This is a genomic window from Methylobacterium ajmalii (assembly GCF_036448855.1).
In the GTDB taxonomy this organism is placed as follows: domain Bacteria; phylum Pseudomonadota; class Alphaproteobacteria; order Rhizobiales; family Beijerinckiaceae; genus Methylobacterium; species Methylobacterium ajmalii.
This window is the reverse complement of record NZ_JAZFXT010000053.1, coordinates 73,128-99,156: the sequence shown is the minus strand read 5'-3', so window position 1 is coordinate 99,156 and position 26,029 is coordinate 73,128. Positions and strand designations below refer to the sequence as shown.

The 26,029-nt window shown below is 72.3% G+C and carries 24 protein-coding genes and 2 pseudogenes; 12 read left to right on the top strand and 14 right to left on the bottom strand.

The annotated features are described in order from the left end of the window. Positions 1-7: 7 nt before the first annotated feature. Positions 8-886 (bottom strand): annotated as a pseudogene (locus V3T34_RS22185) (LysR family transcriptional regulator). 96 nt (positions 887-982) lie between these two features. On the opposite strand from V3T34_RS22185, the pseudogene V3T34_RS22180 reads away from it, so the two are divergent. Then, positions 983-1,957, top strand: a pseudogene (locus V3T34_RS22180) (aldo/keto reductase); the annotation flags it as partial. A gap of 32 nt (positions 1,958-1,989) precedes the next feature. Here the strand turns inward: V3T34_RS22180 and V3T34_RS22175 are convergent. Continuing rightward, on the bottom strand, positions 1,990-2,769 hold the full coding sequence (locus tag V3T34_RS22175; protein ID WP_091887842.1) for a DUF1499 domain-containing protein: 780 nt from the start codon (positions 2,767-2,769) through the stop codon (positions 1,990-1,992). Between the two features lie 281 nt (positions 2,770-3,050). On the opposite strand from V3T34_RS22175, the gene hisC reads away from it, so the two are divergent. The 4 genes from hisC to V3T34_RS22155 all read left to right on the top strand — a co-directional run bounded on the left by hisC (position 3,051) and on the right by V3T34_RS22155 (position 7,143). Continuing rightward, positions 3,051-4,163 (top strand): histidinol-phosphate transaminase, encoded by a 1,113-nt coding sequence (hisC, locus tag V3T34_RS22170; RefSeq protein WP_305077385.1) that lies wholly within the window; start codon positions 3,051-3,053, stop codon positions 4,161-4,163. After that, positions 4,156-5,088: a prephenate/arogenate dehydrogenase family protein gene (locus V3T34_RS22165; protein ID WP_060849955.1), complete on the top strand. Its 933-nt coding sequence runs from the start codon at positions 4,156-4,158 to the stop codon at positions 5,086-5,088. The genes hisC and V3T34_RS22165 overlap by 8 nt, the downstream gene beginning before the upstream one ends. Before the next feature lie 107 nt (positions 5,089-5,195). Continuing rightward, on the top strand, positions 5,196-6,392 hold the full coding sequence (locus V3T34_RS22160) for a patatin-like phospholipase family protein (protein ID WP_305077384.1): 1,197 nt from the start codon (positions 5,196-5,198) through the stop codon (positions 6,390-6,392). Between the two features lie 22 nt (positions 6,393-6,414). Beyond that, positions 6,415-7,143, top strand: a complete 729-nt coding sequence (locus tag V3T34_RS22155) for an SDR family oxidoreductase (RefSeq protein WP_305077383.1) — start codon at positions 6,415-6,417, stop codon at positions 7,141-7,143. A gap of 290 nt (positions 7,144-7,433) precedes the next feature. On the opposite strand, the gene V3T34_RS22150 is transcribed toward V3T34_RS22155, so the two are convergent. Then, positions 7,434-7,913, bottom strand: coding sequence for a cupin domain-containing protein (locus V3T34_RS22150; RefSeq protein WP_305077382.1), 480 nt, complete (start codon positions 7,911-7,913; stop codon positions 7,434-7,436). A gap of 281 nt (positions 7,914-8,194) precedes the next feature. On the opposite strand from V3T34_RS22150, the gene V3T34_RS22145 reads away from it, so the two are divergent. The 6 genes from V3T34_RS22145 to V3T34_RS22120 all read left to right on the top strand — a co-directional run bounded on the left by V3T34_RS22145 (position 8,195) and on the right by V3T34_RS22120 (position 14,667). Then, positions 8,195-8,776 (top strand): SCO family protein, encoded by a 582-nt coding sequence (locus V3T34_RS22145; protein WP_167543970.1) that lies wholly within the window; start codon positions 8,195-8,197, stop codon positions 8,774-8,776. 168 nt (positions 8,777-8,944) lie between these two features. After that, entirely contained in the window at positions 8,945-9,514 is a 570-nt protein-coding gene (locus V3T34_RS22140) for a QcrA and Rieske domain-containing protein (protein WP_063920147.1), read from the top strand. 221 nt (positions 9,515-9,735) lie between these two features. Further along, positions 9,736-11,538, top strand: coding sequence for a PQQ-dependent dehydrogenase, methanol/ethanol family (locus tag V3T34_RS22135; protein WP_305077381.1), 1,803 nt, complete (start codon positions 9,736-9,738; stop codon positions 11,536-11,538). After that, the gene (locus V3T34_RS22130) at positions 11,535-12,041 is read left to right on the top strand and encodes a hypothetical protein (protein ID WP_305077380.1); all 507 of its coding nucleotides are present in this window, start codon (positions 11,535-11,537) and stop codon (positions 12,039-12,041) included. The genes V3T34_RS22135 and V3T34_RS22130 overlap by 4 nt, the downstream gene beginning before the upstream one ends. 370 nt (positions 12,042-12,411) lie before the next feature. Further along, the gene (locus tag V3T34_RS22125) at positions 12,412-13,623 is read left to right on the top strand and encodes an acyl-CoA dehydrogenase family protein (RefSeq protein ID WP_060849950.1); all 1,212 of its coding nucleotides are present in this window, start codon (positions 12,412-12,414) and stop codon (positions 13,621-13,623) included. 75 nt (positions 13,624-13,698) lie between these two features. Then, positions 13,699-14,667, top strand: coding sequence for an alpha/beta hydrolase (locus tag V3T34_RS22120; RefSeq protein WP_305077379.1), 969 nt, complete (start codon positions 13,699-13,701; stop codon positions 14,665-14,667). Positions 14,668-14,739: 72 nt separating this feature from the next. Here V3T34_RS22120 and V3T34_RS22115 read toward each other — a convergent pair whose 3' ends face one another. The 11 genes from V3T34_RS22115 to V3T34_RS22065 form a co-directional block, all read right to left on the bottom strand. Then, complete coding sequence (locus V3T34_RS22115) at positions 14,740-15,165, bottom strand: helix-turn-helix domain-containing protein (protein WP_305077378.1); 426 nt, start codon at positions 15,163-15,165, stop codon at positions 14,740-14,742. After that, positions 15,162-16,874, bottom strand: a complete 1,713-nt coding sequence (gene lnt / locus V3T34_RS22110) for an apolipoprotein N-acyltransferase (protein WP_305077377.1) — start codon at positions 16,872-16,874, stop codon at positions 15,162-15,164. Before lnt ends, V3T34_RS22115 begins: the two co-directional genes overlap by 4 nt. Positions 16,875-16,926: 52 nt before the next feature. Further along, on the bottom strand, positions 16,927-17,967 hold the full coding sequence (locus V3T34_RS22105; protein WP_060849946.1) for a hemolysin family protein: 1,041 nt from the start codon (positions 17,965-17,967) through the stop codon (positions 16,927-16,929). Positions 17,968-17,997: 30 nt separating this feature from the next. After that, positions 17,998-18,480 (bottom strand): rRNA maturation RNase YbeY, encoded by a 483-nt coding sequence (gene ybeY, locus V3T34_RS22100; RefSeq protein WP_305077376.1) that lies wholly within the window; start codon positions 18,478-18,480, stop codon positions 17,998-18,000. Beyond that, positions 18,477-19,607: a PhoH family protein gene (locus V3T34_RS22095; RefSeq protein WP_305077375.1), complete on the bottom strand. Its 1,131-nt coding sequence runs from the start codon at positions 19,605-19,607 to the stop codon at positions 18,477-18,479. Before V3T34_RS22095 ends, ybeY begins: the two co-directional genes overlap by 4 nt. A gap of 11 nt (positions 19,608-19,618) precedes the next feature. Continuing rightward, positions 19,619-20,971 (bottom strand): tRNA (N6-isopentenyl adenosine(37)-C2)-methylthiotransferase MiaB, encoded by a 1,353-nt coding sequence (gene miaB / locus V3T34_RS22090; protein ID WP_305077374.1) that lies wholly within the window; start codon positions 20,969-20,971, stop codon positions 19,619-19,621. 77 nt (positions 20,972-21,048) lie between these two features. Beyond that, entirely contained in the window at positions 21,049-21,921 is an 873-nt protein-coding gene (locus V3T34_RS22085; protein WP_060849942.1) for a lysophospholipid acyltransferase family protein, read from the bottom strand. A 421-nt stretch (positions 21,922-22,342) separates the two neighbouring features. After that, complete coding sequence (locus V3T34_RS22080) at positions 22,343-22,825, bottom strand: GNAT family N-acetyltransferase (RefSeq protein ID WP_305077373.1); 483 nt, start codon at positions 22,823-22,825, stop codon at positions 22,343-22,345. A gap of 13 nt (positions 22,826-22,838) precedes the next feature. After that, positions 22,839-23,537 carry a tRNA (adenosine(37)-N6)-threonylcarbamoyltransferase complex dimerization subunit type 1 TsaB gene (tsaB, locus tag V3T34_RS22075; RefSeq protein ID WP_305077372.1) on the bottom strand — a complete coding sequence of 233 codons (699 nt, stop codon included), beginning with the start codon at positions 23,535-23,537 and terminating at the stop codon, positions 22,839-22,841. Between the two features lie 270 nt (positions 23,538-23,807). Further along, the gene (locus V3T34_RS22070; protein WP_060849939.1) at positions 23,808-24,374 is read right to left on the bottom strand and encodes a NifU family protein; all 567 of its coding nucleotides are present in this window, start codon (positions 24,372-24,374) and stop codon (positions 23,808-23,810) included. 125 nt (positions 24,375-24,499) lie between these two features. Beyond that, positions 24,500-25,003, bottom strand: a complete 504-nt coding sequence (locus V3T34_RS22065) for a universal stress protein (RefSeq protein WP_305077371.1) — start codon at positions 25,001-25,003, stop codon at positions 24,500-24,502. Between the two features lie 463 nt (positions 25,004-25,466). On the opposite strand from V3T34_RS22065, the gene V3T34_RS22060 reads away from it, so the two are divergent. Continuing rightward, entirely contained in the window at positions 25,467-26,021 is a 555-nt protein-coding gene (locus V3T34_RS22060; RefSeq protein ID WP_060849937.1) for a SiaB family protein kinase, read from the top strand. Positions 26,022-26,029 lie beyond the last annotated feature (8 nt).

Sequence of the window (26,029 nt, the reverse complement as noted above, 5' to 3'; positions counted from 1 at the left end):
GCGTCCGTCACGGCTCCGCCCGCCGCACCAGGTCGAGGAAGGCCCTGAGCGGCGCCGGCACCTGCCGGCGCCCCGGATAGTAGAGGTGGAAGCCCGGGAAGGGCGGACACCACGCTTCCAGGAGCCGCACCAGGCGGCCGGCTGCGAGGTCGGCGGCGACCTCGGCCTCGAAGACGAACCCGATGCCGATCCCGTCGAGGGCAGCGAGCCGGATGGGGTCTTGGCTCCCGAGGATCAGCGGTCCGTCGAGGTCGATCACCGGCACGACGCCGTCGCGCTCCAGCTCCCACGCGAACAGGCCGCCGCCGGGAAAACGCTGGCGCAGGCAGGCATGGCCGGCGAGGTCCTCCGGCTCCCGCAACGTGGCGCGTGCCGCCAGGTAGGCCGGCGCCGCGACGACGGCGAAGCGCTGCGGCCCGCCGAGCGGCACCGCCACCATGTCGAGGGCCAGGCACTCGCCGAACCGCACCCCGGCATCGAGCCCCTCCCCGACGATGTCGCTGAGCGCGTCGTCGCTCGCCACCTCGACCCGGACCTCCGGATGCGCCGCGAGAAAGCGGGCGAGCAGCGGCCGCAGCACCAGCCGGCAGGCGCTGTGCGGCGCGTTGAGCCGCAGCGTCCCGGTGGGCCGCCCGGCCGACGCGGAGGCCGCCGCCACCGCCTGCGCGATCTCGTGAGGGCGGGACCGAGACGTTCGAGCAGGGCGGCGCCGGCCTCGGTCGGCGCGAGGCTGCGGGTGGTCCGGTTGAGGAGGCGCACGCCCATCCGCTCTTCCAGGCCCCGCAGGGCGTGGCTCAGGGCCGAGCGCGGCCGCCGCACGCCGGAAGCTGCGGTGATGGGCCACCGCCGCGAAGGCCGCGAGATCGGAGAGGTCGGCGCGGACCATTGGTGAGCCTGGCTCATCGGTTCATGCGGAGCGGCACAGCTTATTCGCCGGGTGCCGGAACGCCAGATCGGGGCGGTCCGACAGGAGGATCCATTCATGCTGCGACGCTCCCTCGGCCGCTCCGGCCTCACCGTCTCCGCTCCCGGCCTCGGGTGCATGGGCTTCTCGGAATTCTACGGTCCGACCGACGCGGCGGCGGCGCCGGCCGCCCTCGCGGCCGCCCTCGACCTCGGCTACGATTTCCTCGACACCGCCGACATGTACGGCCACGGCCGCAACGAGACCCTGATCGGCGGCGTGCTGCGGGGCCGCCGCGACCGGGTGGTCGTCGCGACGAAGTTCGGCATCGTGCGCGAGCCGGGCTCGGGCGCGCGACGGATCGACAACAGCCCGGCCTACCTCACGGCGGCCTGCGAGGGATCCCTGCGCCGCCTCGGCGTCGAGACCATCGACCTCTACTACTGCCGCCGCCGCGACCCGGCGGTGCCGGTGGCCGAGATGATCGGCGCCATGGCGCGCCTCGTCGAGGCCGGAAAGGTGCGGGCGCTCGGCCTGTCGGAGGTCTCGCCCGAGACCCTGCGGGCCGCCCACGCGGTCCACCCGATCGCCGCGGTGCAGACCGAATACTCGCTGTGGAGCCGGGAGCCGGAATGCGGCCTGATCGAGACCTGCCGGGAGCTCGGTGTCGCGCTCGTCGCCTATTCGCCGCTCGGCCGCGGCTTCCTGACGGGCCAAGTCGACGTCGCGGCGCTCGCGCCGGACGAGTTCCGCCGCAGCAACCCGCGCTTCCAGGGCGAGGCGCTCGACCGCAACCGCCGCCTCGCCGAGGCGCTGTGCGCCTTCGCCGGCGCGCACGGCGCCACGGCCGGCTAGGTCGCGCTCGCCTGGCTGATGGCCCGGGCCCCGCACGTCATCCCGATCCCCGGCACGCGCCGGCCCGAGCGCCTGGCCGAGAACGCCGGCGCGGCCGACCTGACGCTGACCCCGGCCGACATCGCGGCGCTCGACGCCCTGTTCGCGCCCGGTGCCGCGGCCGGGGCGCGCTACCCCGAGGGCGGGATGGCGGGCATCGAGAGCGCGGCCGGACAGGCGGGCCCGGCGCCTCACTTCACCGCGAGGGCGAGGTTGCCGATCTCGTCGAGATAGGCGCGGATGTGGTCGGCGTTCTGGCCGTAGTCGCGGTCGCCGAAGCGGGTCGAGGAGCGCGCGTCGATGCGGGTGCCGTCGGCCCGCGGATGCAGCCGCACCGTCACGTCGTAGGGCAGGCCGAGCAGGCGCGAGCGCACCACCGCCTCGATGCGGCCGTTCCCCACCCGGCCGCCGGGCCGGTAGGATTCCACCACCTGCCACTTGCGGTTCTGCGCCGCCTTCAGGGCGAGCGCGAAGGCCTCGTCGGGGCCGAGATCGAGGGTCAGGGGGGCGATCTGCGGGTAGGCCTCGCGCTGGAGCGCACGGGCGGCGGGGCTCGAATCCCGCGGCAGGCGCCAGTTCCGGGCCTCCCAGGCGGCGCGCGAGCGCGAGAAGGCCGGAGGATTCTCGATGTCGGTCGAGACGTCGGTGAGCGGGGGCAGCATCACGCCGCGCGCGGTCATGTAGGCCGGATAGGCCAGGACCAGGGCGGCGAGCAGCAGCCCGCCCACCGCGGTGCGCAGGCCCTGCGCGCCCTCGCGCCAGATCCGCACGAAGGCCGCCAGCGCGAGCAGGACCGCGAGCGCCGCGAGCCCGACCCCGGAGACCAGCACCGTCATCGCCGCGTCGGTCTCGGCCCGCGGGTCGCGCACCAGCACGAGGGCGATGGCGACCACCGCGAGGGAGAACCAGGCGAGGCGCAGCGACCACGGCGCCGCCCGGGTGACGGGCTCCTCGAGGATCAGGCGGCGCATGTCGGATAGCGGAGGGAGCGGGGGGGCGGGCGGCGCATGATCCGGCGGGTCTCGGCCGCGCCGGGGCGGGCGGCATCGCTGAGGCCCGGTTTATCGCTCCCCGGCCGCCCGCGCTACCGGGCGCCCGGCGGCCGGCCGGCGAAACGGGCGGGAGCGCACAGCCCCGTCCGCGGAAGCGTGCGCGCATGCAGCCCTTCCCCGCTCCGGCGCCGTTTCCCAAACCGCCGACTTGTTCTAGACGGCTTCAGGTTCCCCATCCTCCCCCGAACCCAGGTCCGCCCATGTCCGCCGCCCTTCGCCCCGTCCCGCGCCCCGGTGTCCTCGCGATCGAGGCCTATGTCCCGGGCAAGAGCGCGGCGCCGGCCGGCGTGAAGCTCCACAAGCTGTCCTCGAACGAGAACCCGATGGGCCCGAGCCCGGCGGCGATCGCGGCGATGCAGGAGACGGCCGGGCACCTGGAGCTCTATCCCGACGGCTCGGCGACCAAGCTGCGCCAGGCCATCGCCCAGAAATACGGCCTCGATCCGGAGCGCATCGTCTGCGGCGCCGGCTCGGACGAGCTGCTGTCTCTCCTGACCTACGCCTATATGGGCCCGGGCGACGAGGGCGTTTATTCGCAGTACGGCTTCCTGGTGTACCGCATCGCCATCCTGGCGGCGGGCGGCACGCCGGTGGTGGTGCCCGAGCGCGACCATACGGCCGACGTCGACGCGATCCTGGCGGCGGTGACCGACAAGACCCGCATCGTCTACCTCGCCAACCCCAACAACCCGACCGGCACCTACCTGCCGTTCGACGAGGTGCGCCGCCTCCATGCCGGCCTGCCGAAGTCGGTGCTGCTGGTACTCGACGCGGCCTATGCCGAGTACGTCCGGCGCAACGACTACGCGGCCGGCCTGGAGCTGGTCTCCGAATCCGAGAACGTCGTGATGACCCGCACCTTCTCGAAGGCGTACGGGCTCGCCGCGCTCCGCATCGGCTGGATGGTGGCGCCCGCCGCCATCGTCGACGCGGTCAACCGCATCCGCGGCCCGTTCAACCTCGGCGCCGCGGCGATCACCGCCGGCGCCGCCGCGATGGCCGACGACGCCCACATCGCCGCCGCGGTCGCCCACAACGACGCCTGGCTGCCGAAGGTGACGCAGGCGCTGGAAGGCCTCGGCCTGACCGTGACGCCGAGCGTCGGCAACTTCGTGCTGATCCACTTCCCCGAGGTGGCCGGCCGCACCGCGGCCGACGCCGATGCCTACCTCACCGCCCGCGGGATGATCCTGCGCCGGGTGGCGGCCTACGGCCTGCCGAACGCGCTGCGCCTGACGATCGGCGCCGCCGAATCCAACGAGGCCCTGGTGGCGGCCCTCACCGCCTTCATGAAGGGCGAGCCGCGTGGCTGAGCCGTTCCGGCGCCTGGCGCTCGTCGGCCTCGGGCTGATCGGCTCCTCGCTGGCCCGGGGCGCCCGGGCGGGCGGGCTCGCGCGCGAGATCGTCGCGGTCGACCGCGACGAGGGCGTGATCGACCGCGTGCGGGCGCTCGGCCTCGCCGACACCGTGACGACCGACCTCGCCGCCGGGGTGGCGGGGGCCGACCTCGTGATCCTGTGCGTGCCGGTCGGCGCCATCGGGGCGGTGGCCGCCGAGATCGCCGGGGCGCTCGCACCCGGCGCGATCCTGTCCGATGTCGGCTCGGTCAAGGCCGCGGTGGTGGCGGCCGCCACCCCGCATCTGCCCGAGGGCGTGAGCTTCGTGCCCGCCCACCCGGTCGCCGGCACCGAGCATTCGGGGCCGGATGCGGGCTTCGCCGCCCTGTTCCACGGCCGCTGGTGCATCCTCACCCCGCCGGAGGGCACGGACCCGGCGGCGGTGGCGCGGGTGCGCGGCTTCTGGGAGGGGCTGGGTTCGGTCGTCGAGACGATGACGCCGGCCCACCACGACCTGGTGCTGGCGATCACCAGCCACGTCCCGCATCTGATCGCCTACAACATCGTCGGTACCGCCGCCGACCTCGAGACCGTGACCCAGTCCGAGGTGATCAAGTTCTCGGCCGGCGGCTTTCGCGACTTCACCCGCATCGCCGCCTCCGACCCGACGATGTGGCGCGACATCTTCCTCACCAACAAGGAGGCGGTGCTGGAGATGCTGGGCCGCTTCAACGAGGACCTGTCGGCGCTCGCCCGCGCCATCCGCTGGGACGACGGCGAGGCGCTGCACGCCCTGTTCACCCGCACCCGCGCCATCCGCCGCGGCATCGTCGCCATGGGCCAGGAGACCGCCGAGCCGGATTTCGGCCGCCGCGGCGGTGGACCCAAGGCGGCGGAATAGAGACGGCGGAACCGTTCCACCGCTCGAGCTTTGCCATAAGCGTTGCCGTTTCGTCGTCTTCGTCGGATACTCCCCGGCGAGGGCGGCGTGGTGAAACTCGTGGTGCAATGATCGTGTCCCATCGATCGACCTGGATGCGCGGCCTCGCGGTCGCCCTGATCGGGGCGCAGGCCGCCGCCTGCGCGTCGCTGCCGCGCGCGCCCTACACGGCCGCGGAGGCCGCCGTCGCCACCGTGCCGGGCCAGGCCCCCGAGGTGCGGTTCTGGGCCGACGGCTCGGCCCGCAGCTTCGCCGCGGTCGCCGACCAGGTGAAGGGCTCGCGCGAGCCGTTCAGCTACCTCGCCCTCTCGGGCGGCGGCGGCGACGGGGCCTACGGCGCCGGCGTGCTCAACGGCTGGAGCCAGACCGGCCGGCGGCCGAACTTCACCATGGTCTCGGGCGTCTCGACCGGCGCGCTCATCGCGCCCTTCGCCTTCCTGGGCCCCGCCTATGACGGGTACCTGCGCGAGATCTACACCAGCGGCGAGGCCGCGACGCTCGTTCGCTCGCCCAACCCCCTCAACGTGCTGACCGGCGACGGCCTGTTCGGCGACGCGCGCCTGCGCGACCTCGTCGGGCGCTACGTCACCCCGGACCTGATCGCGGCGGTGGCCGAGGAGCACAACAAGGGACGGCGCCTCCTCGTCGTCACCACCAACCTCGATTCGCAGCGCGCCGTGATCTGGGACATGGGCGCCATCGCGGCGAGCGGCCAGCCCAACGCCCGCGACCTGTTCCGCGACGTGCTGACCGCCTCGGCCAGCGTACCGGCGGTCTTCCCGCCGATGCTGATCGACGCCCAGGCCGGCAACCACGCCTTCCAGGAGATGCATGTCGACGGCTCGGTGGTGACCCCGGTCTTCACCCTGCCGGAGGCGTTCCTGACCCAGGACGGGCGCATCGCCGAGAGCCGCGGCAAGCCCAACATCTACGTCGTCATCAACGGCCGCATCGAGCCGAGCTTCGACCTCGTCCAGAACGGCACCCTGCCGATCGCCGTGCGCTCGCTCTCGACCGTCGGGCGCTCCCGCGCACGGGCCACGCTCGCCAGCACCTACGCCTTCGCCCGCCGCAACGGCATGGGCTTCAACCTGACCTACATCGACCGGCGCATCCCCGAGGTCCCCGCCTCGCAGGGCTTCGACACCGCCTACATGCGCAAGCTCTACGACGACGGCTACCAGAAGGGCAGCAGCGGCACGGTCTGGCAGACGAACCTGCCGCGCGACGGCGAACCGGCGGTGCCCGCGGTGGCGCTGCGGTAACGCGAACGAAGGGGGAGTTACCGTGGCGGGCGAACTGGACGGCAAGGTCGCGGCGGTCACCGGCGCGGCGTCGGGCATCGGGCTCGCGAGCGCCGAGGCGATGCTGGCGGCGGGTGCCCGCGTGGTCCTCGTCGACCGGGACGAGGCGGCGCTCGCCGGCCTGTGCGCCCGGCACGGCGCGGCGGCGCTCGCGCTGCCCCTCGACCTCCTCGATCCCGCCGCCTGCGCCGGTCTGCTGCCGCGGATCCTGGACGCCGCCGGCCGGCTCGACATCCTGCACGCCAACGCGGGCACGTACGTCGGCGGCGACCTCGTGGACAACGAGTCGGCGGCGATCGACCGGATGCTGAATCTCAACGTCAACGTCGTGATGAAGAACGTCCACGACGTGCTGCCGCACATGATTGCGCGCGGCTCGGGCGACATCATCGTGACGAGTTCGCTCGCCGCCCACTACCCGACGCCGTGGGAGCCGGTCTACGCCTCGTCGAAATGGGCGATCAACTGCTTCGTCCAGACGACCCGCCGGCAGGTGTTCAAGCACGGCATCCGCGTCGGCGCGATCTCGCCCGGCCCGGTCGTCACCGCGCTCCTCGCCGACTGGCCGCCCGAGAAGCTGGCGGAGGCCCGCGCCTCCGGCAGCCTGCTCGAGCCAGAGGAGGTGGCGAACGTGGTGATGTTCATGCTGACGCGCCCGCGCGGCATGACCATCCGCGACGTGGTGATGCTGCCGACGAACTTCGATCTGTGATCGCCGCCCCGGGGGTGGGGCCGCACTTGCCGACTACGACCTTCGGGTATCCCCTCCTACCACCTCATCCTGAGGTGTTAGTCGATCAAAGATCGACTGACCTCGAAGGAGGGCTCCAGGGATCGCAGCGACTTCTGGAACCCTCCTTCGAGGTCAGTCCATCGTAGATGGACTGACACTTCAGGATGAGGTGGCAGGGTAGGATAATCTCACCAAGCTCAGTTATTTTATCAAATAGGATCTGATACTTTTTTATCGCGGAAACATCATGTCTGTCCGGCAACGCCCACTCACTCTCCCGAGCCGTACCAGGTGAAGTGCTTCTTGATCGGTGCGATCACGTCCCAGGTTCCGGAGAAGCCCTTCGGCGTGACGAAGGCGTCGCCGGCCCGGTAGGTGCGGGCGGTGCCCTCGGCGTCGGTGACGATCACCTCGCCCTCCAGGATCTGGATGAACTCGGCCCGGCCGAAATCGATGCGGAACTTGCCGATCGCGCAGGTCCAGATGCCGGCGGCGAACAGGCCGTCGGGGCTGGTGTAGATATAGGTCGCGGTCTGGACCGGATCGCCCGACAGGATGTGCGAGCGCGGCCAGGCATAGGGCTCGGCCGGCGGCTGCACCGCCGGGAAGTCGACGGTGCGCTGCACCGGGCCGTCGAGGAGCGGCGGGGCGGAGCGCGATCGGAACGGGATCATCCGCGCGAGCGGCATCGCACCGAGATAGGCCAGGAGCGGCCCGGAGATGGTGATGAGCTGCTTGATGATCGCCATGGCCTCGCCGCCGATTGTTTCCGCTCCAGCAACATTGGGCCGGGCAGCCTTAACGGCGACCTGCGCCGATCGTGCGAATCCGCCCGAATGCCGCCGGGGCGGCATGGAGCGGTTAAGGAAGTCCTTTTGCGATCAGCGTGGCATCGCGTGTCGTCTCCCGGCTCACATCGCGCCATCACGACCCTGCGAGGTGCGGGAATAACCCCGCGACATCGTCTGCCGGTCGCTGGCGCCGGCCCGCGGAGACGCTTTAAATCATGGCGGGGTGCAGGGTCGAAGCCATGTTTTCCGTCTCGGCAAGGGTGCGGCCGGTGGCCCGGGCGCTCTCGCTGGCGCTGCTCCTCGCGGGCGGGGCCGTCGGCGCGCCCGCCGCGCGTCCCGCCTCCGGCTCCCTGGCCTGGCCGGCCGGGCACGGTCTCGTCGACCAGACCGGCGCCGTGCTCGACGAGGCCCGCTTCGCCGGGCGCCTGCGCCTGGTCTATTTCGGCTACACGCGCTGCCCGGACCTGTGCCCGACCGCGCTGATGACCGTGACCCAGGCCCTCGACGAGTTGCCCCCCGCCCTGCTGGCCCGGCTGGTGCCGGTGCTGGTCGCGGCCGATCCCGAGCGCGACGGTCCCGCGGCGCTCGCCCGCTACCTCGACACCTTCCATCCCGCCATCGTGGCGGTGACCGGCCCTGTCGCGGTGATCGACGCCCTCGCGGCCGCGGTCGCGGCCCCGATCCGGCGCCACGACGGGGTGGTGGACCATCCAGGCGACCTCTTCCTCGTCGGCCCGGCGGGCGACGTGCTGGCGCGGCTGCCGAACGGGATCGACCCGGACGCCCTGGCCGCGACGCTCCGGGCGGCCCTGGCCCGCTGACGCGCTCTATTGCATTGCACAAGTCGCTCTCGCGTCGCACCAAGTAGAGCGTGCGTCGCGCCACGTCGAAACGACGACATCCCGACACGAAGCGGGTTGACGCCCGCACCCTGTCGGCTACTCATAGGTGAAATTAGAAGAACATAAGAACGTGTAACGGGAGGAAAGATGGCTCGTGAGGGACAGCGCGCGCCCGGTCTCGACCGGCGCAGCGTCGTGATGGGAGCCGTTGCCTGCTGCGCGGCCGGGGGTGCCGCCTTCGCGGGGCCGGAGGACACGCTGCCGCAGAAGGGCGACCGGCTGGTGCTGGCCGACGGGGCGAAGGCAGGGCAGGCCGTGACGCTCGACGGCCTGCCGGTCGGCGGCGAACTCATCGAGGCGGTGGCGGTCGATCCGCAGGGCGTCCGGCGCGAGGGCTCGCGCTTTTCCAAGATCATCCTGGTGCGGGTCGCCCCCGATCAGGTCGCCGAGGACCAGCGCGCCCACGCGGTCGAGGGCGTCGTGGCGCTCTCTGGCGTCTGCACGCACCAGGGCTGCACCATCTCGGGCTGGAACCACGAGACGAAGCGCCTGAGCTGCTTCTGCCACCATTCCGAGTTCCTGCCCGCCGAGGGCGGACGGGTCGCCAAGGGGCCGGCGCGCAAGCGCCTGCCGGTCCTGCCGCTGGCCAGGGGCGAGGGCGGCGCGCTCATGGTGGCCGGCGGCTTCATCGGCAAGCCGGGGCCGGGCGCCGCCTGAGCGGGTTCGAGGCGGCGCCCGCGCCGCCTCGCGATGAGAACGGCCGCGCCGCCGCGCTGTCCGGCCCTAGACGAGGACGGCAACCCTGTCGGTCCTCGCCGAGGAGAGACCGGGGCCCGCGCAGCAACGACGCGGGTCCGGACAATCAATCGGGCAAAAGCACCGAGATCGAGGAAATGCCGGGCCGGCCCCTGCCTGTCCCCGTCTGTCAGGAGAGCAGCATGTCACGTCTCGTTCGGGCCAGGCACTGGCTCACCGCGGTCGCGCCCTGTGCGGTGGCCCTCGCGCTCGCCGGTGCGCCGGCCAAGGCCGGCCCGGCCGACAAGGTCGACTACAAGCCGGTCACCGACCAGCGGCTCGCGAATCCCGAGCCGGAGAACTGGCTGCAATACCGGGGCAACTACCAGAGCTGGGGCTATTCCCCGCTCGACCAGATCACCGCCAAGAACGTCACCAAGCTCGTCCCGGCCTGGAGCCTGTCGACCGGCGTCAGCGAAGGCCACCAGGCCCCGCCGATCGTCAACAACGGGGTGATGTTGGTCACGACCCCGCAGGCCCAGGTGATGGCGATCAACGCCCGCACCGGCGAGATCCTGTGGCGCTACCAGAAGGAGCTGCCGCCGGAGCTGTCGCAGCTGCACCCGACCAACCGCGGCGTCGGGCTCTACGGCGACAGCGTCTACATGACCACCACCGATGCCTGCGTGGTCGCGCTCGGCGCCACCACCGGCAAGGTGAAGTGGGAGAAGTGCGTCGCCCCCTGGCAGGACGGCTACTACATGACGCTCTCGCCGCTGGTGGCGAAGGGCAAGGTCGTCGTCGGCGTCTCCGGCGGCGAGTACGGCGTGCGCGGCTTCATCACGGCGCTCGACGCCGAGACCGGCAACGAGGCCTGGAAGACCTACACGGTCGCCGGCCCCGGCGACCCGGCGGCCGACACCTGGAAGGGCGATTCCTGGAAGACCGGCGGCGGCTCGGTCTGGATCCAGGGCAGCTACGACCCGACCGCCAACCTCGCCTATTTCGGCACCGGCAACGGCGGGCCCTGGACGCCGGACGCGCGGCCGGGCGACAACCTCTACACCTCGTCGGTCGTGGCGCTCGACCTCGACAGCGGCAAGATCAAGGGCCACCACCAGTATCACTGGAACGACGCCTGGGACTGGGACGAGGTCTCGGCGCCGGTGCTGATCGACATCGAGCGCGACGGCAGGAAGATCCCCGCCGCGATCCATGCCGGCCGCAACGGCTACCTCTGGACGCTCGAGCGCAGCAAGGACGGGCCGTTGAGCTTCGTCGACGGCAAGCCGTTCGTGCACCAGGACGTCTTCGCCTCGCTCGATCCGAAGACCGGCCGGCCGACCTACGACCAGTCCAAGATCCCGGGCATCAACCGGCGCGCCGCCTTCTGCCCCGGCCTGTGGGGCGGGAAGGACTGGCCGCCGGAGGCCTACAACCCGAAGACCGGGCTGTTCTACATCCCGTCCAACGACAACCTGTGCTCGGAGCTGGCCGGCGCCCAGGCCGGCACGCGCAAGCCGGGCGAACTCTATATCGGCATCCCGATCGACGAGGTGCTGAACTCGCTGCGCCTGCGCGACGGGGTCGACAAGTCGAAGCCCTTCGCCATCGGGGCGATCCAGGCCTGGGATCCGAAGACCGGCAAGAAGGCCTGGCAGCACGACTTCCAGGATTCGGCGAACTGGGGGCCGCTGCTCACCACCGGCAGCGGGCTGATCTTCGCCGGCGGCACCAGCGACCGGAAGTTCCGGGCGCTCGACGGCACCACCGGCAAGGTGCTGTGGGAGACGCGGCTCAATTCCGGCGTCACCGGCGTGCCGTCGAGCTACATGGTCGACGGGATCCAGTACGTCGCGGTCCAGGCCGGCTGGGGCGTCGACGCCGAGCGGATGCTGACCGGCATCAACGCGCTCATCCCCGAGGAGCGCCGGGTCAGCGTCCTGCCGCAGGGCGGGGTGATCTGGGTCTTCCGGGTGATGGGCGAGGAGGCGACGGCCAAGTGACCCGCCGCTCGGCGAAGCCGGGGCTGCGTCTCGCCGCCCTGGCGCTCGTGGCCGGCCTCTTCGCGGGGCCGGCCGCGGCGCAGCCCGCACCGGAGGCGACGGCCGGGAGCGGCGCTCCCCTCCCCGCCCGACCCGACGCCCTCGTCGCTTACGTGACGAAGGCCATGACCGACCGCGACATCGCCGCCTTCGAGCGGCTGGTGAACTGGACCGGCACAAGGGCGCAGCGCAAGCGCCTGACGCTCTACCAGATCCGCTCCGGCTTCGGCCGGCCGATCAAGGCCGCGGCCCTGGAGCCGATGCCGGAGGACGGCCTCGCCGAGGCGACCGCCCGCGGCACGCTCAAGGCCAACATGCCCGTGACCGAGCGGCTGCGGGTGGTGTTCGACGAGCCGCCGGTCGAGGGCGACGCAGCCCCCACCAGCGTGTTCCTGGTCGGCCGCGAGGGCGGGACCTACCGGATCGCCCTCCTGGTTCCGACCGGGCCGCCGAGGGGCAAATGATCTTGGGCAAATGATCTTGGGCAATTGATCTTACAGGCTGCAGAGCACACGGCATGACATTTCACGTGCGGCGCTTCCCACTCCCGACCTCATCCTGAGGTGTCAGTCGATTGAAGATCGACTGACCTCGAAGGAGGGCTCCAGAAGTCTCGGCGAGACCTGGAACCCTCCTTCGAGGCTGCCGCAAGCGGCAGCACCTCAGGATGAGGCCGCAGGTGGGACAACGATCACCGCGATTTTCGCGCTCCTGTCGTGCAACGTGCCCGCGGACGCGTGCTCCGGGCTGCCCGGAAAATGTCCACGCTTGACCCCAGCCCCCGGGTGGCGCAAGCGTTTGGAATTATAATTCCACCGCCCGAGGGATTCGGCCATGGACTTCACGCTCTCTCCCCGCATCGAGGAGTACCGCGCCCGCATCGCGGCCTTCGTCGAGAGCGAGATCCTGCCCGTCGAGGCCGACCGGAGCACCTGGGACGAGCACGAGAATATCGGACCCGAGGCCCTGGCGCGTTTACGCGCCAAGGCCAAGGCCGCCGGCCTGTGGTGCCTGCAGCTCAAGCCCGAGACCGGCGGCCAGGGGCTCGGCAAGGTCGGCATGGCGGCCTGCTACACCGAGATGAACCGCTCGATCTTCGGGCCCGTGGTGTTCAACTCCGCCGCCCCCGACGACGGCAACATGATGGTGCTCGAGGCGCTGGGCACGCCTGAGCAGAAGGCGCGCTGGCTCGCGCCCATCGTCTCCGGGGAGGTGCGCTCGGCCTTCGCGATGACCGAGCCGCATCCCGGCGGCGGCTCCGACCCGTCGATGATCAAGACCCGTGCCGAGCGCCAGCCGGACGGCTCGTGGCGGATCTCGGGCCGCAAGTGGTACATCACCGGCGCCGAGGACGCGGCCCACTTCATCCTGATCGCCCGGACCTCCGACGATCCGCGCTACGGGCTCACCGCCTTCCTGTTCCACCGCGACCAGCCAGGCTGGGAGATCGTCCGCCGCATCCCGATCATGGGGCCGGAGGAGCATGGCGGCCATTGCGAACTCGCCTTCGACGGCTTGACGATCAAGCCCGAGGACGTGCTCGGCGGCGAGGGCAAGGGCCTGAAGGTGACGCAGGTCCGCTTGGGGCCCGCCCGCCTCACCCACTGCATGCGCTGGCTCGGGCTCGCCGGCCGCTGCGTCGAGATCGCGCAAGAATATGCCGCCACCCGTGAGGGCTTCGGCGTGCGCCTCGCCGAGCGCGAGAGCGTGCAGCTGATGCTCGGCGGCCTCGCCATGGATATCGAGATCGGCCGGCTCCTGGTGATGCGCGCCGCCTGGGAGCTCGACCAGGGCCGGTTCGCCCGCAAGGAGGTGTCGATGGCGAAGGTGCACGTCGCCAACACCCTGCACCGGGCGGCCGATATCGGCATCCAGATCAACGGCGCCCGCGGCTACTCGAAGGACACGGTGCTGGAGTGGATCTACCGCTACGCCCGCCAGGCCCGGCTGGTGGACGGCGCCGACGAGGTCCACCGCATGGTGCTGAACCGGCACCTCGAATCGGAGGGCCGCGGCTTCTTCGCCTGGCCGACTGGGGAGGCGTGAGGTCCAAGGTCTGAGACTCCCTTCGGGCGGAGGTCTGCTAAGGGTCTCCGCCCCCGGTCCCGTTCGAGCCGCCCGATGCCCGCCCTCCATCCCGACGTCCAGGCCCTGCTGGCGATGCTGCGCGCCGCCGACGCGCAGCCCCTCGAATCGCTGCCGCCCGAGGCGGCGCGGCGCAGCTATCTCGCCGGGCGCCGGGCCCTGCAGCCGCCGCCCGACGAGGTGGCGCAGATCCGCGACCTCGCCGCGCCCTCCCCGGCCGGGCCGGTGCCGCTGCGGCTCTATCGCGGCGAGGGCACGGCGCCGGAGGAGCGGCTGCCCTGCCTCGTCTACCTGCACGGCGGCGGCTGGGTGCTCGGCAACGTCGAATCGCACGACTGGGTCTGCCGGCGGCTCGCCAACCTGACGCGCGCCAGCGTGATCTCGGTCGATTACCGGCTCGCCCCCGAGCATCCCTTCCCGGCGGCGGTCGAGGACGCGGCGGCGGCGCTCGCCTTCGTGGTCGAGCGGGCGGATGGGCTCGGCGTCGATCCGGCCCGGCTGGCGGTGGGCGGCGACAGCGCCGGGGGCAACCTCGCGGCGGTGCTGGCCCTGATGGGCCGCGACGGCGCCCTGCCGCGCACCGCGATGCAGGTGCTGCTCTACCCCGCCGTCGATCTCGCGATGACCAGCGAGGGCTACGAGCGCATCGTCGCGGGCCAGCCCCTGACGGCCGGCACGATGCGCTACTTCGTCGACCATTACGTGCCGGAGATCCGCGACCGCACCGACTGGCGCGCCTCGCCGGCCCGCGCCGCCAGCCTCGCCGGGACGGCGCCAGCCCTGGTGCTGACTTGCGGCCACGACCCGCTCTGCGAGGAGGCACGGGCCTACGCCCACCGCCTCGAGCGCGACGGCGTGCCGGTCACGGCGCTGCACCTCTCCGACCAGACCCACGGCATCCTGACCATGAGCCGGCTGGTGCGGACCTCGGCGACGATCCTGAGCTTCGTGGCCGAGGCCCTGCTGGAGCGCTGGAGCCTGGAGGGCGGACGCGGGGCGCGCTGACGGGCGCGCACCCGCGGCCCGCACAGGCAGGGCCCGCCCGCCGGCCGGATCACCGGCCGGGCGTCGGGATGGTCACGGCGCGTCGTCGGGCGGCGCCTCGCCGGCGCCGATCGCCTCGACCAGGCTGATGATGCGGCGGCGGACCCGGTTGTCGCCAATGCGCTGGAAGGCGCGCACGAGCTGCAGGTCCTGGCTGGTCCAGAGCACGTCGTGGGCGACGGGATCGGCCGCGGCCTCGGCCCCGCCCTCCTCGCTCCGCATGCCGTCCTGGCGCGGCGCGCCCTCGTAGAAGAAGCTCACCGGCACGCCCAGCATCTCGGAGATCTGGTTCAACCGGCTGGCGCTGATACGGTTGGCGCCCTTCTCGTATTTCTGGATCTGCTGGAACGTCACCCCGAGGGCGTCGCCGAGCCGTTCCTGGCTCACGCCAATCAGGAGCCGCCGAACACGTACACGATGCCCGACATGCCGATCGACCGGATCCGGTGCCTTCTTCACAATAACGCTCCGCGGGACTGGCCGGATGCGCGGCGGACCCGCGCCACGACGGCCAGCGACAGGCACCCTAGGAGCATGGCACAGAAAAGAACATCACCGAATCGTCCGTATGGCGGGCTTTCCCTAAGGTTCCTGGGCAGCGGCCGGTCGAGCACGCCCTCGGTCCCGACCGACAACATGCCGGTCACCCGGCCATACGGGTCCACGACCGCGCTGATGCCGGTGTTCGCGGCCCGCACGAGAGGAATACCCTCCTCTACCGCGCGCAACCGCGCCTGGGCGAAGTGCTGGCGCGGACCCGGCGTGTCGCCGAACCAGCCGTCATTGGTGACGTTGAGGAGCAACCCCGGACGCCCGCGGTGCGGCGCGACCGCTCCGGGAAAGATCGCCTCGTAGCAGATCGAGGGCGCCACCGGCGGCAGCCCCGGCACGGCGAGGGGGAGGCGCTCCTGCGCCTCGCCCGGGGTGAAGCCGCCCGGCACCGCGACGAACTGCTTGAGGCCCAAAGCCCGCAACAGGCCGTCGACCGGGTCCGGCAGATACTCGCCGAAGGGCACGAGGTGGAGCTTGTCGTAGCGCCCGCCGACGATCCCGTCCTGCCCGATCATCAGGATGGAGTTGTAGAAGCGCAGGCGTTCGCCCGGCAGCGGCTCGTCGGCCCGGGCCGCGCCGGTGACGAGGAGCGTCCCGGGCGGCAGCGCGCTCCCGATCCGGCGCAGCGCCTGGGGATCGCGCTGGATCAAGAACGGGAACGAGGATTCGGGCCAGATCACGTGGGTGACGTCGCGCAGGCCCTGGCGGTCCGGCGCGGTGGCGCTGTCGCTCAAGCCCAGATAGCGCTCGAGGATGCCCTCGCGGTTGCGCGGGTTGAAGCGGGCATCCTGCGGGATGGCGGCCTGGACGAGGCGCAGGCGCACGCCGGGCACCTCCGGCATCGGGCCGGATGGCAGCCGCAGCGCGCCCCCGAGGGCGAGGCCTGCGAGCAGCAGGAGCGCGGCGCCGGGCGGTCCGAGCCGCCGCAGCGCCGCACGCCCCGGACCGCCCGGATCGGCCAGCGTGGCGGGCGCGGCGCAGATCAGCACCGCCAGAACGGTGAGCCCGTAGAGGCCGACGACCGAGGCGGCCTGCATCAGCCAGAGGTTCTGGCCGAGCGCCATGCCGAGGGTGTTCCACGGAAACCCGGTGAACAGGTGCCCGCGCAGCCACTCGGCGCCACCGATGCCAAAGGCGAGCGCGGCGATGCGGGCGGGCCCCGGCGACCAGAGCAGGCGCGCGACGGCGAACCCCGCGCCGTAGAACAGTCCCAGCGCCGCCGGCAGGCCGAGCACGCCGAGCGGCATCAGGTAGGCGAACTGGTCGGCCTCGACCAGGAAGGCGGCGCCGAGCCACCACAGCCCGGCCGTGAGGTAGCCGAAGCCCCAGGCCCAGCCGATCACGCCCGCGGCGAGCGCCGTGCCGGCCCGCCTGCCGAGGCGCGAGGAGGCGGTGGCGGCTCCGTCGAGGAGCCAGACCGCCGGGACGAGCGCGAGGCAGAGGGCGGGCAGGAACCCGAAGGGCGGCATCGCCAGGGCGCCGCAGGCCCCCGCGAGCCAGGCGAGGCCGAGCCGCACCCAGCCGGAGGTCAGGGCGACGCGGTGGGCGAGCGGCGTGAGGCCGAAGGGCGTCGCCGGGACGGCGCGGGCCGCCCCGTTCGTGTCGGTGTGCTGCATCGGCGGGCTCGCGAGGGCGCGCGCGGCGCCGCACGGGCGCCGCGGGAGAGGGTCAGGCGGCGGAATCCGCCCGGAGGCCGGCCTCGGCGCCGGGGGGCGGCAGGGCGAGCGGCGCCTCCGGTCCCTCGAGCCGGGCGAGGCCGCGATGCATGCGCAGGCGCTTGATTCGCCGCGGGTCGGCGTCCAGCACCTCGACCTCGAAATCGCCCGGCATGGCGATGACCTCGCCCCTCGCGGGCACGCGGCCCGCCAGGGTGACGATCAGGCCGCCCAGCGTGTCGACCTCCTCGGCCGCCTCGCCCACCGCCGCCGCGAGGTCGACGCCGGTCGCCTCGGCGACGTCGTCGAGGCTGGCGCGGGCGTCGGCGACGAAGATCTCGCTCTCGCCGTCGACCTTGAGGACGCGGTGGCCCTCGGCGACGTCGTGCTCGTCCTCGATGTCGCCGACCACGACCTCGATCAGGTCCTCGATCGAGATCAGGCCGTCGGTGCCGCCGTACTCGTCGATGACGAGCGCCATGTGGGTGCGGCTCGCCTGCATCCGGGCGAGCAGGTCGATCGCCGGCATGGACGGCGGCACGAACAGCACCGGGCGCAGGATGCGGGTGGTGGCGAGCGTCGCCGCGAGGTCGACCCCGGCGAGGTCGGGCAGGCGATCGCCCTCGGCTTCGGCCCGGCTCGCCATGTAGTCGACGAAGTCGCGGATGTGGACCATGCCGCGGGGGTCGTCCATGCTCTCGCCGTAGACCGGCAGGCGGGAATGGCCGGCCGAGCGGAACACCTTGAGCAGGGTGCCGAGCGCGGTGTCGATCGAGACCGCCACCACCTCGGACCGGGGGATCATCACGTCGTCGACCCGCACCCGGTGGAGGCTCAGCACGTTCTTGAGCATCGCCTGCTCGACCGGGGAGACGGCGTGGTCGCCGTTCCGCACCTCGTCGAGGGCGTCCGAGAGGCCGTCGCGCTGGGCGTCGCGGGCCTTCAGGTGGAAGATGTTGAGGAGGCGATCATACCAGGGTTCGCGCCCCGGACTGTCATCCTCCGGGATCGCCTGCGCGGTCGCGGCGGCGCTGCGACTTCGATCGTTGCTCATGTCTCTCGCGTCTGGGATGGGAGCGGCGGCTCACTCGGCCGCATCGCCGTACGGGTCCGGCACGCCGAGGCGCCGCAGGGCCTCGACCTCCAACGCCTCCATGGCGTCGGCCTCGGCATCGCCGAGCTCGTGGTCGTGACCGAGGAGGTGCAGCGTGCCATGAACCACGAGGTGGGCGAGGTGGTGGCCGAGGGGCTTCGACTGCTCCCCACTCTCGCGCAGCATTGTGTCATACGCAAGAACCACGTCGCCGAGGAGGCGCGGGCCGCCGCCATGCGGCTGCTCGTTGGGGAAGGACAGCACGTTGGTCGGCTTGTCCTTGCCCCGCCAGGCGCGGTTCAGCTCCTGCACCGACGGGTCGTCGGTGAGCACGAGGCTGATCTCGATCGGGCCGCCGGGCGGCACGACGGCGAGCGCCGCTTCCACCGCACGGGCGATGAAGGCCTCGAGATCGGGTACGACGGCCTCCCAGCGCTCGTCCTCGACCGAGACGTCGATTTCGTTGTCGCTCACGGCAGCGGCCCCCGGCGCGAGGGGCTCGGCCGCTGGGGCGCGAGTTCCGGGTTCTCCCGGGCATCGGTCTCGTAGGCCGTGACGATCCGGCGCACGAGGTCGTGGCGCACCACGTCGACGTCGCGGAAGGTGACCCGGCCGACGCCCTCGACGCCGTCGAGGATCCGCACCGCCTCGACGAGGCCGGATTTCTGGCCCGGCGGCAGGTCGATCTGGCTCGGATCGCCGGTGACGATCATCCGGGAATTCTCGCCGAGCCGGGTCAGGAACATCTTCATCTGCATCGAGGTGGTGTTCTGCGCCTCGTCGAGGAGCACCACCGCGTTGGTGAGGGTCCGCCCGCGCATGAAGGCGAGCGGCGCGATCTCGATCATGCCGGTCTGCAAGCCGCGATCGACGTGGCGCGCCTCCATGAAGTCGTAGAGGGCGTCGTAGATCGGCCGCAAGTAGGGATCGACCTTCTCGCGCATGTCGCCGGGCAGGAAGCCCAGCCGCTCGCCGGCCTCGACCGCAGGGCGCGACAGGATCAGCCGCTCGGCATGGCCCTGCTCGAGGAGCGAGACCGCGTAGCCGACCGCGAGCCAGGTCTTGCCGGTGCCGGCCGGGCCTTCCGCGAAGACCAGCTCGTGGGCGCGCAACGCCTTGATGTAGGCGTCCTGCGCGGCGTTGCGGGCCCGCACGCCGCCGCGGCGGCGGGTGGCGATCTGGTCGAAGGACGGGCGCTCGCCGTTCGCCGGCGCCTCGGCGGGCGAGAACAGGTTGCCCTGGAGCGAGGATTCCTGGATCACCCCGTCGACGTCGCCGAGGCTGAGCGGCGCCCCGCCGCCGTCGCGGACGCGGGCGTAGAGCAGTTCCAGCACCCGGCGCGCCCGCTCGGCCGAATCCGGCGGGCCCTTGACCACGACGTGGTTGCCGAGCGCGGTCGCCACCACGCCGAGGCGCCGCTCCAGATGGGCGACGTTCTGGTCGAACTGGCCGAAGACTAGGCTCGCCAGGCGGTTGTCGTCGAAGGTCAGGGCGATCTCGGCCGCCTCGCTCAGGCCCGCCACCGCCCGCGGGGGGATCTCGCGCTCGCGCGCGGAATCGCGCCCCTTCGGGCCGCGCCCGCCCGCCTCTCCGGTCGCCATTCTGTCGTTCCTCACGCGGCGGCCGTCGCGGCCGCGGCAGCTTCGCCGATCGCCTCGCCGAACAGGCTGTTCGAGCCGGCCCGGGTGATCCGCACCGGCACCACCTTGCCGATCGCCGCGACGTCGCCGTCGATCTGCACCGCCTGGAGGTAGGGCGACTTGCCGGCGACCTGGCCCGGATGACGCCCGGGCTTCTCGAGCAGCACCGGCACGGTCCGGCCCACCGTGGCGTGGTTGAAGTCCTGGCGCTGGCGCTCGAGCAAAGCCTGCAGCTCGGCCAGGCGCTCGCTCTTCACCGCCTCCGGCACCGCGTCCTCGCTCTCGGCCGCCGGCGTGCCGGGGCGTGGGCTGTACTTGAACGAGAAGGCGCTGGCGAAACCGATATCGGCGATGAGCCGCATCGTCTCGGCGTGGTCGGCATCGGTCTCGCCCGGGAAGCCGACGATGAAGTCGGAGGAGAGCGCGATGTCGGGCCGCGCCGTCCGCACCCGGTCGATCAGGCGGCGGTAGGTGTCGGCGTCGTGCTTGCGGTTCATCGCCGCGAGGATCCGGTCGGAGCCCGACTGCACCGGCAGGTGCAGGTAGGGCATCAGGGCCGGCAGGTCGCGATGGGCCGCGATCAGCGCCTCGTCCATGTCGCGCGGATGGCTGGTGGTGTAGCGCAGGCGCAGGACGCCGGGAATCGCGGCGACGCGGCGGAGCAACTCGCCGAGCGTCCAGTCGCGCCCGTCGGGCCCCGGCCCGTGGAAGGCGTTGACGTTCTGGCCGATCAGGGTCAGCTCGCGGGCGCCCGCCGCCGCCAGCCGCTCGGCCTCGGCCACGATCTTGTCGACCGCGCGCGAGACCTCGGCCCCGCGGGTATAGGGCACGACGCAGAAGGCGCAGAACTTGTCGCAGCCCTCCTGCACCGTGAGAAAGGCCGAGACGCCGGGGGTGCGGCGAGCCGGCAGATGGTCGAACTTGTCCTCGACCGGGAATTCGGTGTCGACGACGCGGCCGGCCTTCGAGGCGGCGAGCAGTTGCGGTAGGCGGTGGTAGCTCTGGGGGCCCACCACCACGTCGACGCCGGGCGCGCGGTTCAGGATCTCGCGCCCCTCAGCCTGCGCGACGCAGCCCGCCACCACCACCGTGGTGTCCTGGCCGGCCTCCGCCCGCTCGCCCTTCAGCACCCGCAGGCGGCCGAGCTCGGAATAGACCTTCTCCGCCGCCTTCTCGCGGATGTGGCAGGTGTTGAGGACGACGACGTCGGCCTCCTCGACGGTGCCGGTCTCGACGAAGCCCTCGCGGCCGAGCAGGTCGACCATCCGCGAGGCGTCGTAGACGTTCATCTGGCAGCCGTAGGATTTGACGAACGCTTTCTTCAACGAACCGGCCCTGCCAGGAAAAGATCGAGTGGATGATCGGACGCGGCGGCCGCCCACTGCGGGCCGTCCTCCGTCATTTAAGCCGTCGCGGCCGGAATGAGAATAGGCGGCGCGGCCGCGACGGGCGGGGCATCGGCGCGCGGAGTCTCTGGAACCGGGGGGCGGCCGGTCACAGCCTCCTGGAGGGCGCGGCGCACCGAGGCCTCGGCGAGCGCCGTCGCGGCCTTGCGGTCGGTGCCGGCCGCGAACGCGACCGGCTCGCCCCAGGTGACCGACACGTCGATCGGGCCGCGTTCGAAGAACAGCTTGACGCTGGGGCCGAGCTCCATGTCGCCGTACCAGGCGATGTCCGGCCGCTCGGCCCGGGTCAGCGGCAGGCCGTGGCGGCGCGTATAGGCGATGCACAGCGGCTGGAGCCGCACCCGGTCGAGGCCGCCCTCGGTGATCGCCGCCCGCGCCGCGCCGACGAGCGAGGTGCGGAACGGCAGGAGCCGTGTGCCGTCGCCGGTGGTGCCCTCGGCAAACAGGACGATCAGGTCGCCGGCGCGCAGCCGCCGGCTCATCTCGGTGTTGACCACCGCCGTATGGCGCTTGCGGGCGCGATCGATGAACACCGTCCGCTGCAGCCGGGCGAGCGTGCCGATCACCGGCCAGCCGGCGATCTCGGACTTCGCCACGAAGGAGAGCGGCCGCACCGCCCCGAGTACGGGAATGTCGAGCCAGGAGATGTGGTTGGCGATGACGAGCGCCGCCTCGCCCGGCGCCGGCGGCGTGCCGGTCACGGTCAAGCGCACCTGGAACAGGCGCAGGAAGGCCCGGTGCAGCCAGACCGGCGCGTGGCCGGCGAACCGCCCCCGCCCGAGCTTCAGGGCCAGCCAGTGCGGCCCGGCGAGGAGCGCGAAGACGAGGGCGTAGGCGAGGAGCCGCAGGCCGGCGACGAGATACGTCATGGGTTCGACGGCGGGGCGCTCGGCTCTGGGTAGGTTTTTTCGCGGGGCCGCGCGGTCCGGACCGCGCGTCGTCTGCCGCATATCAAGTCCGGCTTGGGGCGTCCACCGCCCGAACTCCTCGGCTGCCCGCAGGGCTGTCCAGGTCAAGAAATGGCGCGGGCATCCCCTCTCCCCGCGGGCGGGGAGAGGCTTGAGCCCCCCTTGCCGGGGGCGAAAGGAGCAGCGAACCGCAGGTTCGCCGCGAGGGTGAGGGGGTGGTGCCGGAGGAGCCTCATCAGGAGACACCCCCTCACCCTCGCTCCGGCTTTCGCCTCCGCTTGCCGCGTCACCTGAACGGTGACACGGCCCTCTCCCCGCCCGCGGGGAGAAGGGAAACCCGCGCCATGATTTACTCTCCTGGGGCGACGTTCACCCGCCACCCCTACCCCAGCGCCGCCTGCATCATGATCGCGTTGGCGCGCCCGCCGTCGGGCCGGGCGTAGTAGCTCGCCCGGCGGCCGGTCTCGGCAAAGCCGTAGCGGCGGTAGAGGGCGAGCGCCGGGGCGTTGCCGTCGTCGACCTCGAGGTGGACCCGGCGCACGCCCAAATCCTCCAGGGCGACGAGGTGGGCGCGCAGGAGCTGGCGGCTCAGGCCGGCGCCGCGGGAGGCCGGCCCGAGGACGACGGTGAGGATCTCGGCCTCGTCGAGCACCTGGCGCGAGAGGACGAAGCCGCCGAGCACCGTGCCGAGCATCAGGGCGTGGGCGACGTGGCCACGCTCGCACAGCATGCGCTCGAACTCGTCCGCCTCCCAGGGCCGCGCGAAGGCGGTGGCGTGGAGCGCCGCCAGCTCCCCGGCCCGGTCGGCCGAGGTCAGGGGCGCGACATGGGCGGTCGGGGGGGAGCGGAACGGCATCCACTTCATCGGAAAAACTCCGTCAGCGGCGGGGAAGCCGCATGTGGTCCTGGGGCTGGGCGTCCGGCCCCCGCAGGTAGAGGGGGCGGGCGAGGGCGTGGGCTGGGTCGGCGACGAGGCCCAGCGACGCCACCCAGGCGATCTTCGGGGCGGTGTGGCCCTCGGGCACGACGGCGCGCTGACCCTGCGCGGCGGCGGCGGCCGCGAGCGCCGGGCCGGCCGAGCCGGCGAGCGCCGCGGGACCGGATCCGAGGAGGCGCAGCGCCTCGGGCAGCGGCAGCAGGCTCGGAGGCACCGCGATGCCGCCGTCCTGGCTCAGAGCCTGGAAATAGACGTGACCGTGCCGCGCATCGATGGCGGCGGCGAGCAGGTAGCCCCGGCCGAGGTAATCCTCGTCCGCGGCGAGCAGCGGCGCCAGCAGCGCCGACAGGGTGGTGACGCCGACGACCGGGATGCCGCAGGACAGCCCGACCGCCCGCGCCGCCGACAGGCCGACGCGCAGGCCGGTATAGGAGCCAGGGCCCACCGTGACGGCGACCCGGTCCAGGCTCTCGAACCCGCCCTCGACCCGGGCCGTCACCCGCTCGACCAGGGGCAGGAGCGCCTCGGCATGGCCGCGCGCGAGATCCATGCTCTCCTGGGCCAGGGGCTCGGGAGCGTCGTCCGCCATGATGCAGGCGGCGCAGCGCTCGAGCGCCGTATCGATCGCCAGGATCCGCACGTCTCTTCAGGCTCCGCCCTCGTTCGCGCCCGCGGGTCCGTCGTCGCGGCCGGGCCCGTACCGCCGGCCGCGCCGGGCCGGTCGTCGGCCCGCCGCTTCAGTCCCAGCCTGGCACGGACAGGTTAACACAAGAAGGACCGCCCCGCGTCAGGCGGGGCGGCCCGGTCCGGTTCAGCCTTTAGATCATCCGGGGGGCCCGAGGAACCGTCCGGGCGGCGCAAAAGCGCCGCGCGGAGATACCCTCGCCTCCCCCGGCGGACCGCGCCCGCTTCAGGAGACGGCCTGGACCTCGCGCACGTCGGGCAGGAAGTGGCGGAAGAGGTTCTGCACGCCCTGGCGCAGGGTGGCGGTGGAGGACGGGCAGCCCGAGCAGGCGCCCTTCATCTCCAGGTAGACTACGCCGTCGCGAAAGCCCCGGAAGGTGATGTCGCCGCCGTCGCCCGCCACCGCCGGGCGCACCCGGGTCTCGAGCAGGTCCTTGATGGTCACGACCGTGTCGGCGTCGGCCTCGTCGTAGAACTCCTCCGCCGCCTCCTCGGGGGCGTGGCCGGCCTCCATGACCGGAGCGCCCGACATGAAGTGCTCCATGATGGCGCCGAGCACAGCGGGCTTGACCTGCGGCCAGCCGGGCTCGCCCTCGGCCTTCGTCACCGAGATGAAGTCGTGGCCGAGATAGACGCCGGACACGCCCTCGACGCCGAACAGCGCGCGGGCGAGGGGCGAGCGGGCCGCGGCACCCTCGTCCCGGGCCTCGAAGGTGCCCTCTTGCAGCACGACCTTGCCGGGCAGGAACTTCAGGGTGGCGGGGTTGGGGGTGGCTTCGGTCTGGATGAACATCGGTGATCCTCGAAAAGTTCTCTGCGCCGGTTCAAGGCCGGCCGGGAACGGCGCGGGGCGGTCGGGCGCCCCCTCGCCTGCCGGCAGATGTGGACCCGAACGCGTCAAAGCTCAATGGAGGGGCCTCATCCGGCGAGCGCCGTGATCTCCGCCTCGCTGAGCGCGCCCGGCACGATCACCACCGGCACCGGGAAGCTGCCGGCGCCGCGCCCGGCGATCGAGGTGACCAGCGGGCCCGGCCCATCGGTGCCGGCGGCGGCACCCAACACCAGGAAGGCGATGTCCTCGTCGGCCTCGATCTGTCGCAGGATCGCGTCCGCGCGCTCGCCGGTGCGCACCACGAGTTCGGGATCGACGCCCGCGGCCTGGCGCGCCGAGGCGGCCAGGACCTCCAGGCGGGCCCGGGTCTCGGCCTCGGCCTCGGCCCGCATCGCGTCGCCGACCCCGAGCCACTCCATCGTCTCGGGCGGCTCGGCCACCGCCAGCATCACCACCCGGGCGCCGAGCCGGGCCGCCCGCCGCACCGCGAAGTGCACCGCGCGGTCGCATTCCGGCGTCTCGTCGACCAGCACCATGAACTTGAGCCGATGCCCGGCCTCGAAGGATTGCCGCCGCTTGATCTCGACCATGTCCGGACGCGCTCCCACCGGCCGATGCTGCCCGCGCCGTGCGCCGGCCGCAAGCCGCCCCGCGCGGACACCCGGCGAACCGGGGCCCGGTGCGACCCGGGATGCGCGCACCCGACCGAACCATCCGAATGCGACGCGATACCGCAGGCAGGCCCCGGAACCATTTCGGACACGATGCCGACGCGATTGAATTGTCCGAGAGACAGATCGCACCGGTTCGCGTGATCGATTGCACATGGGGCAGGCATCCCGCGAGCATTTTCGGCACGACTTCGATGTCAATTCGTCGCCCGCGGAACCAGAGGCTGATTTTTACTCACGGTTGCAAGAGACTTCCGCCGAAGAACGATGTAACGCTCTGGTGAGCTTCGGTGTCGTAGCCTATCGTCCGACCGGCCTGCTGCCGGACCCATGACGGTTGGACGAATGGCCTAGGCCGGCGGTGCCCGGGCGGGAGAGATTGGTGCTTGCTCAAGACTTCATGGCCTTCCACGAGGCGTCCCGCCGCAACGGCATCATCCTGTCGTTCGGCGGCGACCTGTCCGAGAACGTCCTGTTCTCCCTCGGCGAGGTGCTGAAGCTGCGCATGCAGCAGGGCGCCGCCGACGCCACGGTGTCGAAGCGGGTCTTCTCGATCTTCGTCGAGCAGGCCCAGAACGTGATCCGCTACTCCGCCGACAAGCTCGTGCCGCCGGGCGCCCCCCAGGGCGGGATGGTGAGCGCCGGCCTGATCGTGGTCGGCGTCGAAGGCGGGCGCTTCTTCGTCGCCTGCGGCAACGAGGTGCCGGGCGAGCACGTCCCGGCCCTGCGCGCCCGGCTCGACCACATCGTCGGGCTGTCGGGCGAGGAGCTGAAGCACTACTACCGCGAGCGGCTGCGCCAGCCCGCTGACGAGGGCAGCCTCGGCGGCAGCATCGGGCTGATCGAGATCGCCCGGCGCTCGAGCGCCCCGGTCGAGTACGACTTCCAGGCCCGCGGCGACGACCGCAGCTTCTTCTGCCTCAAAGCCTTCATCTGAAGCACCCG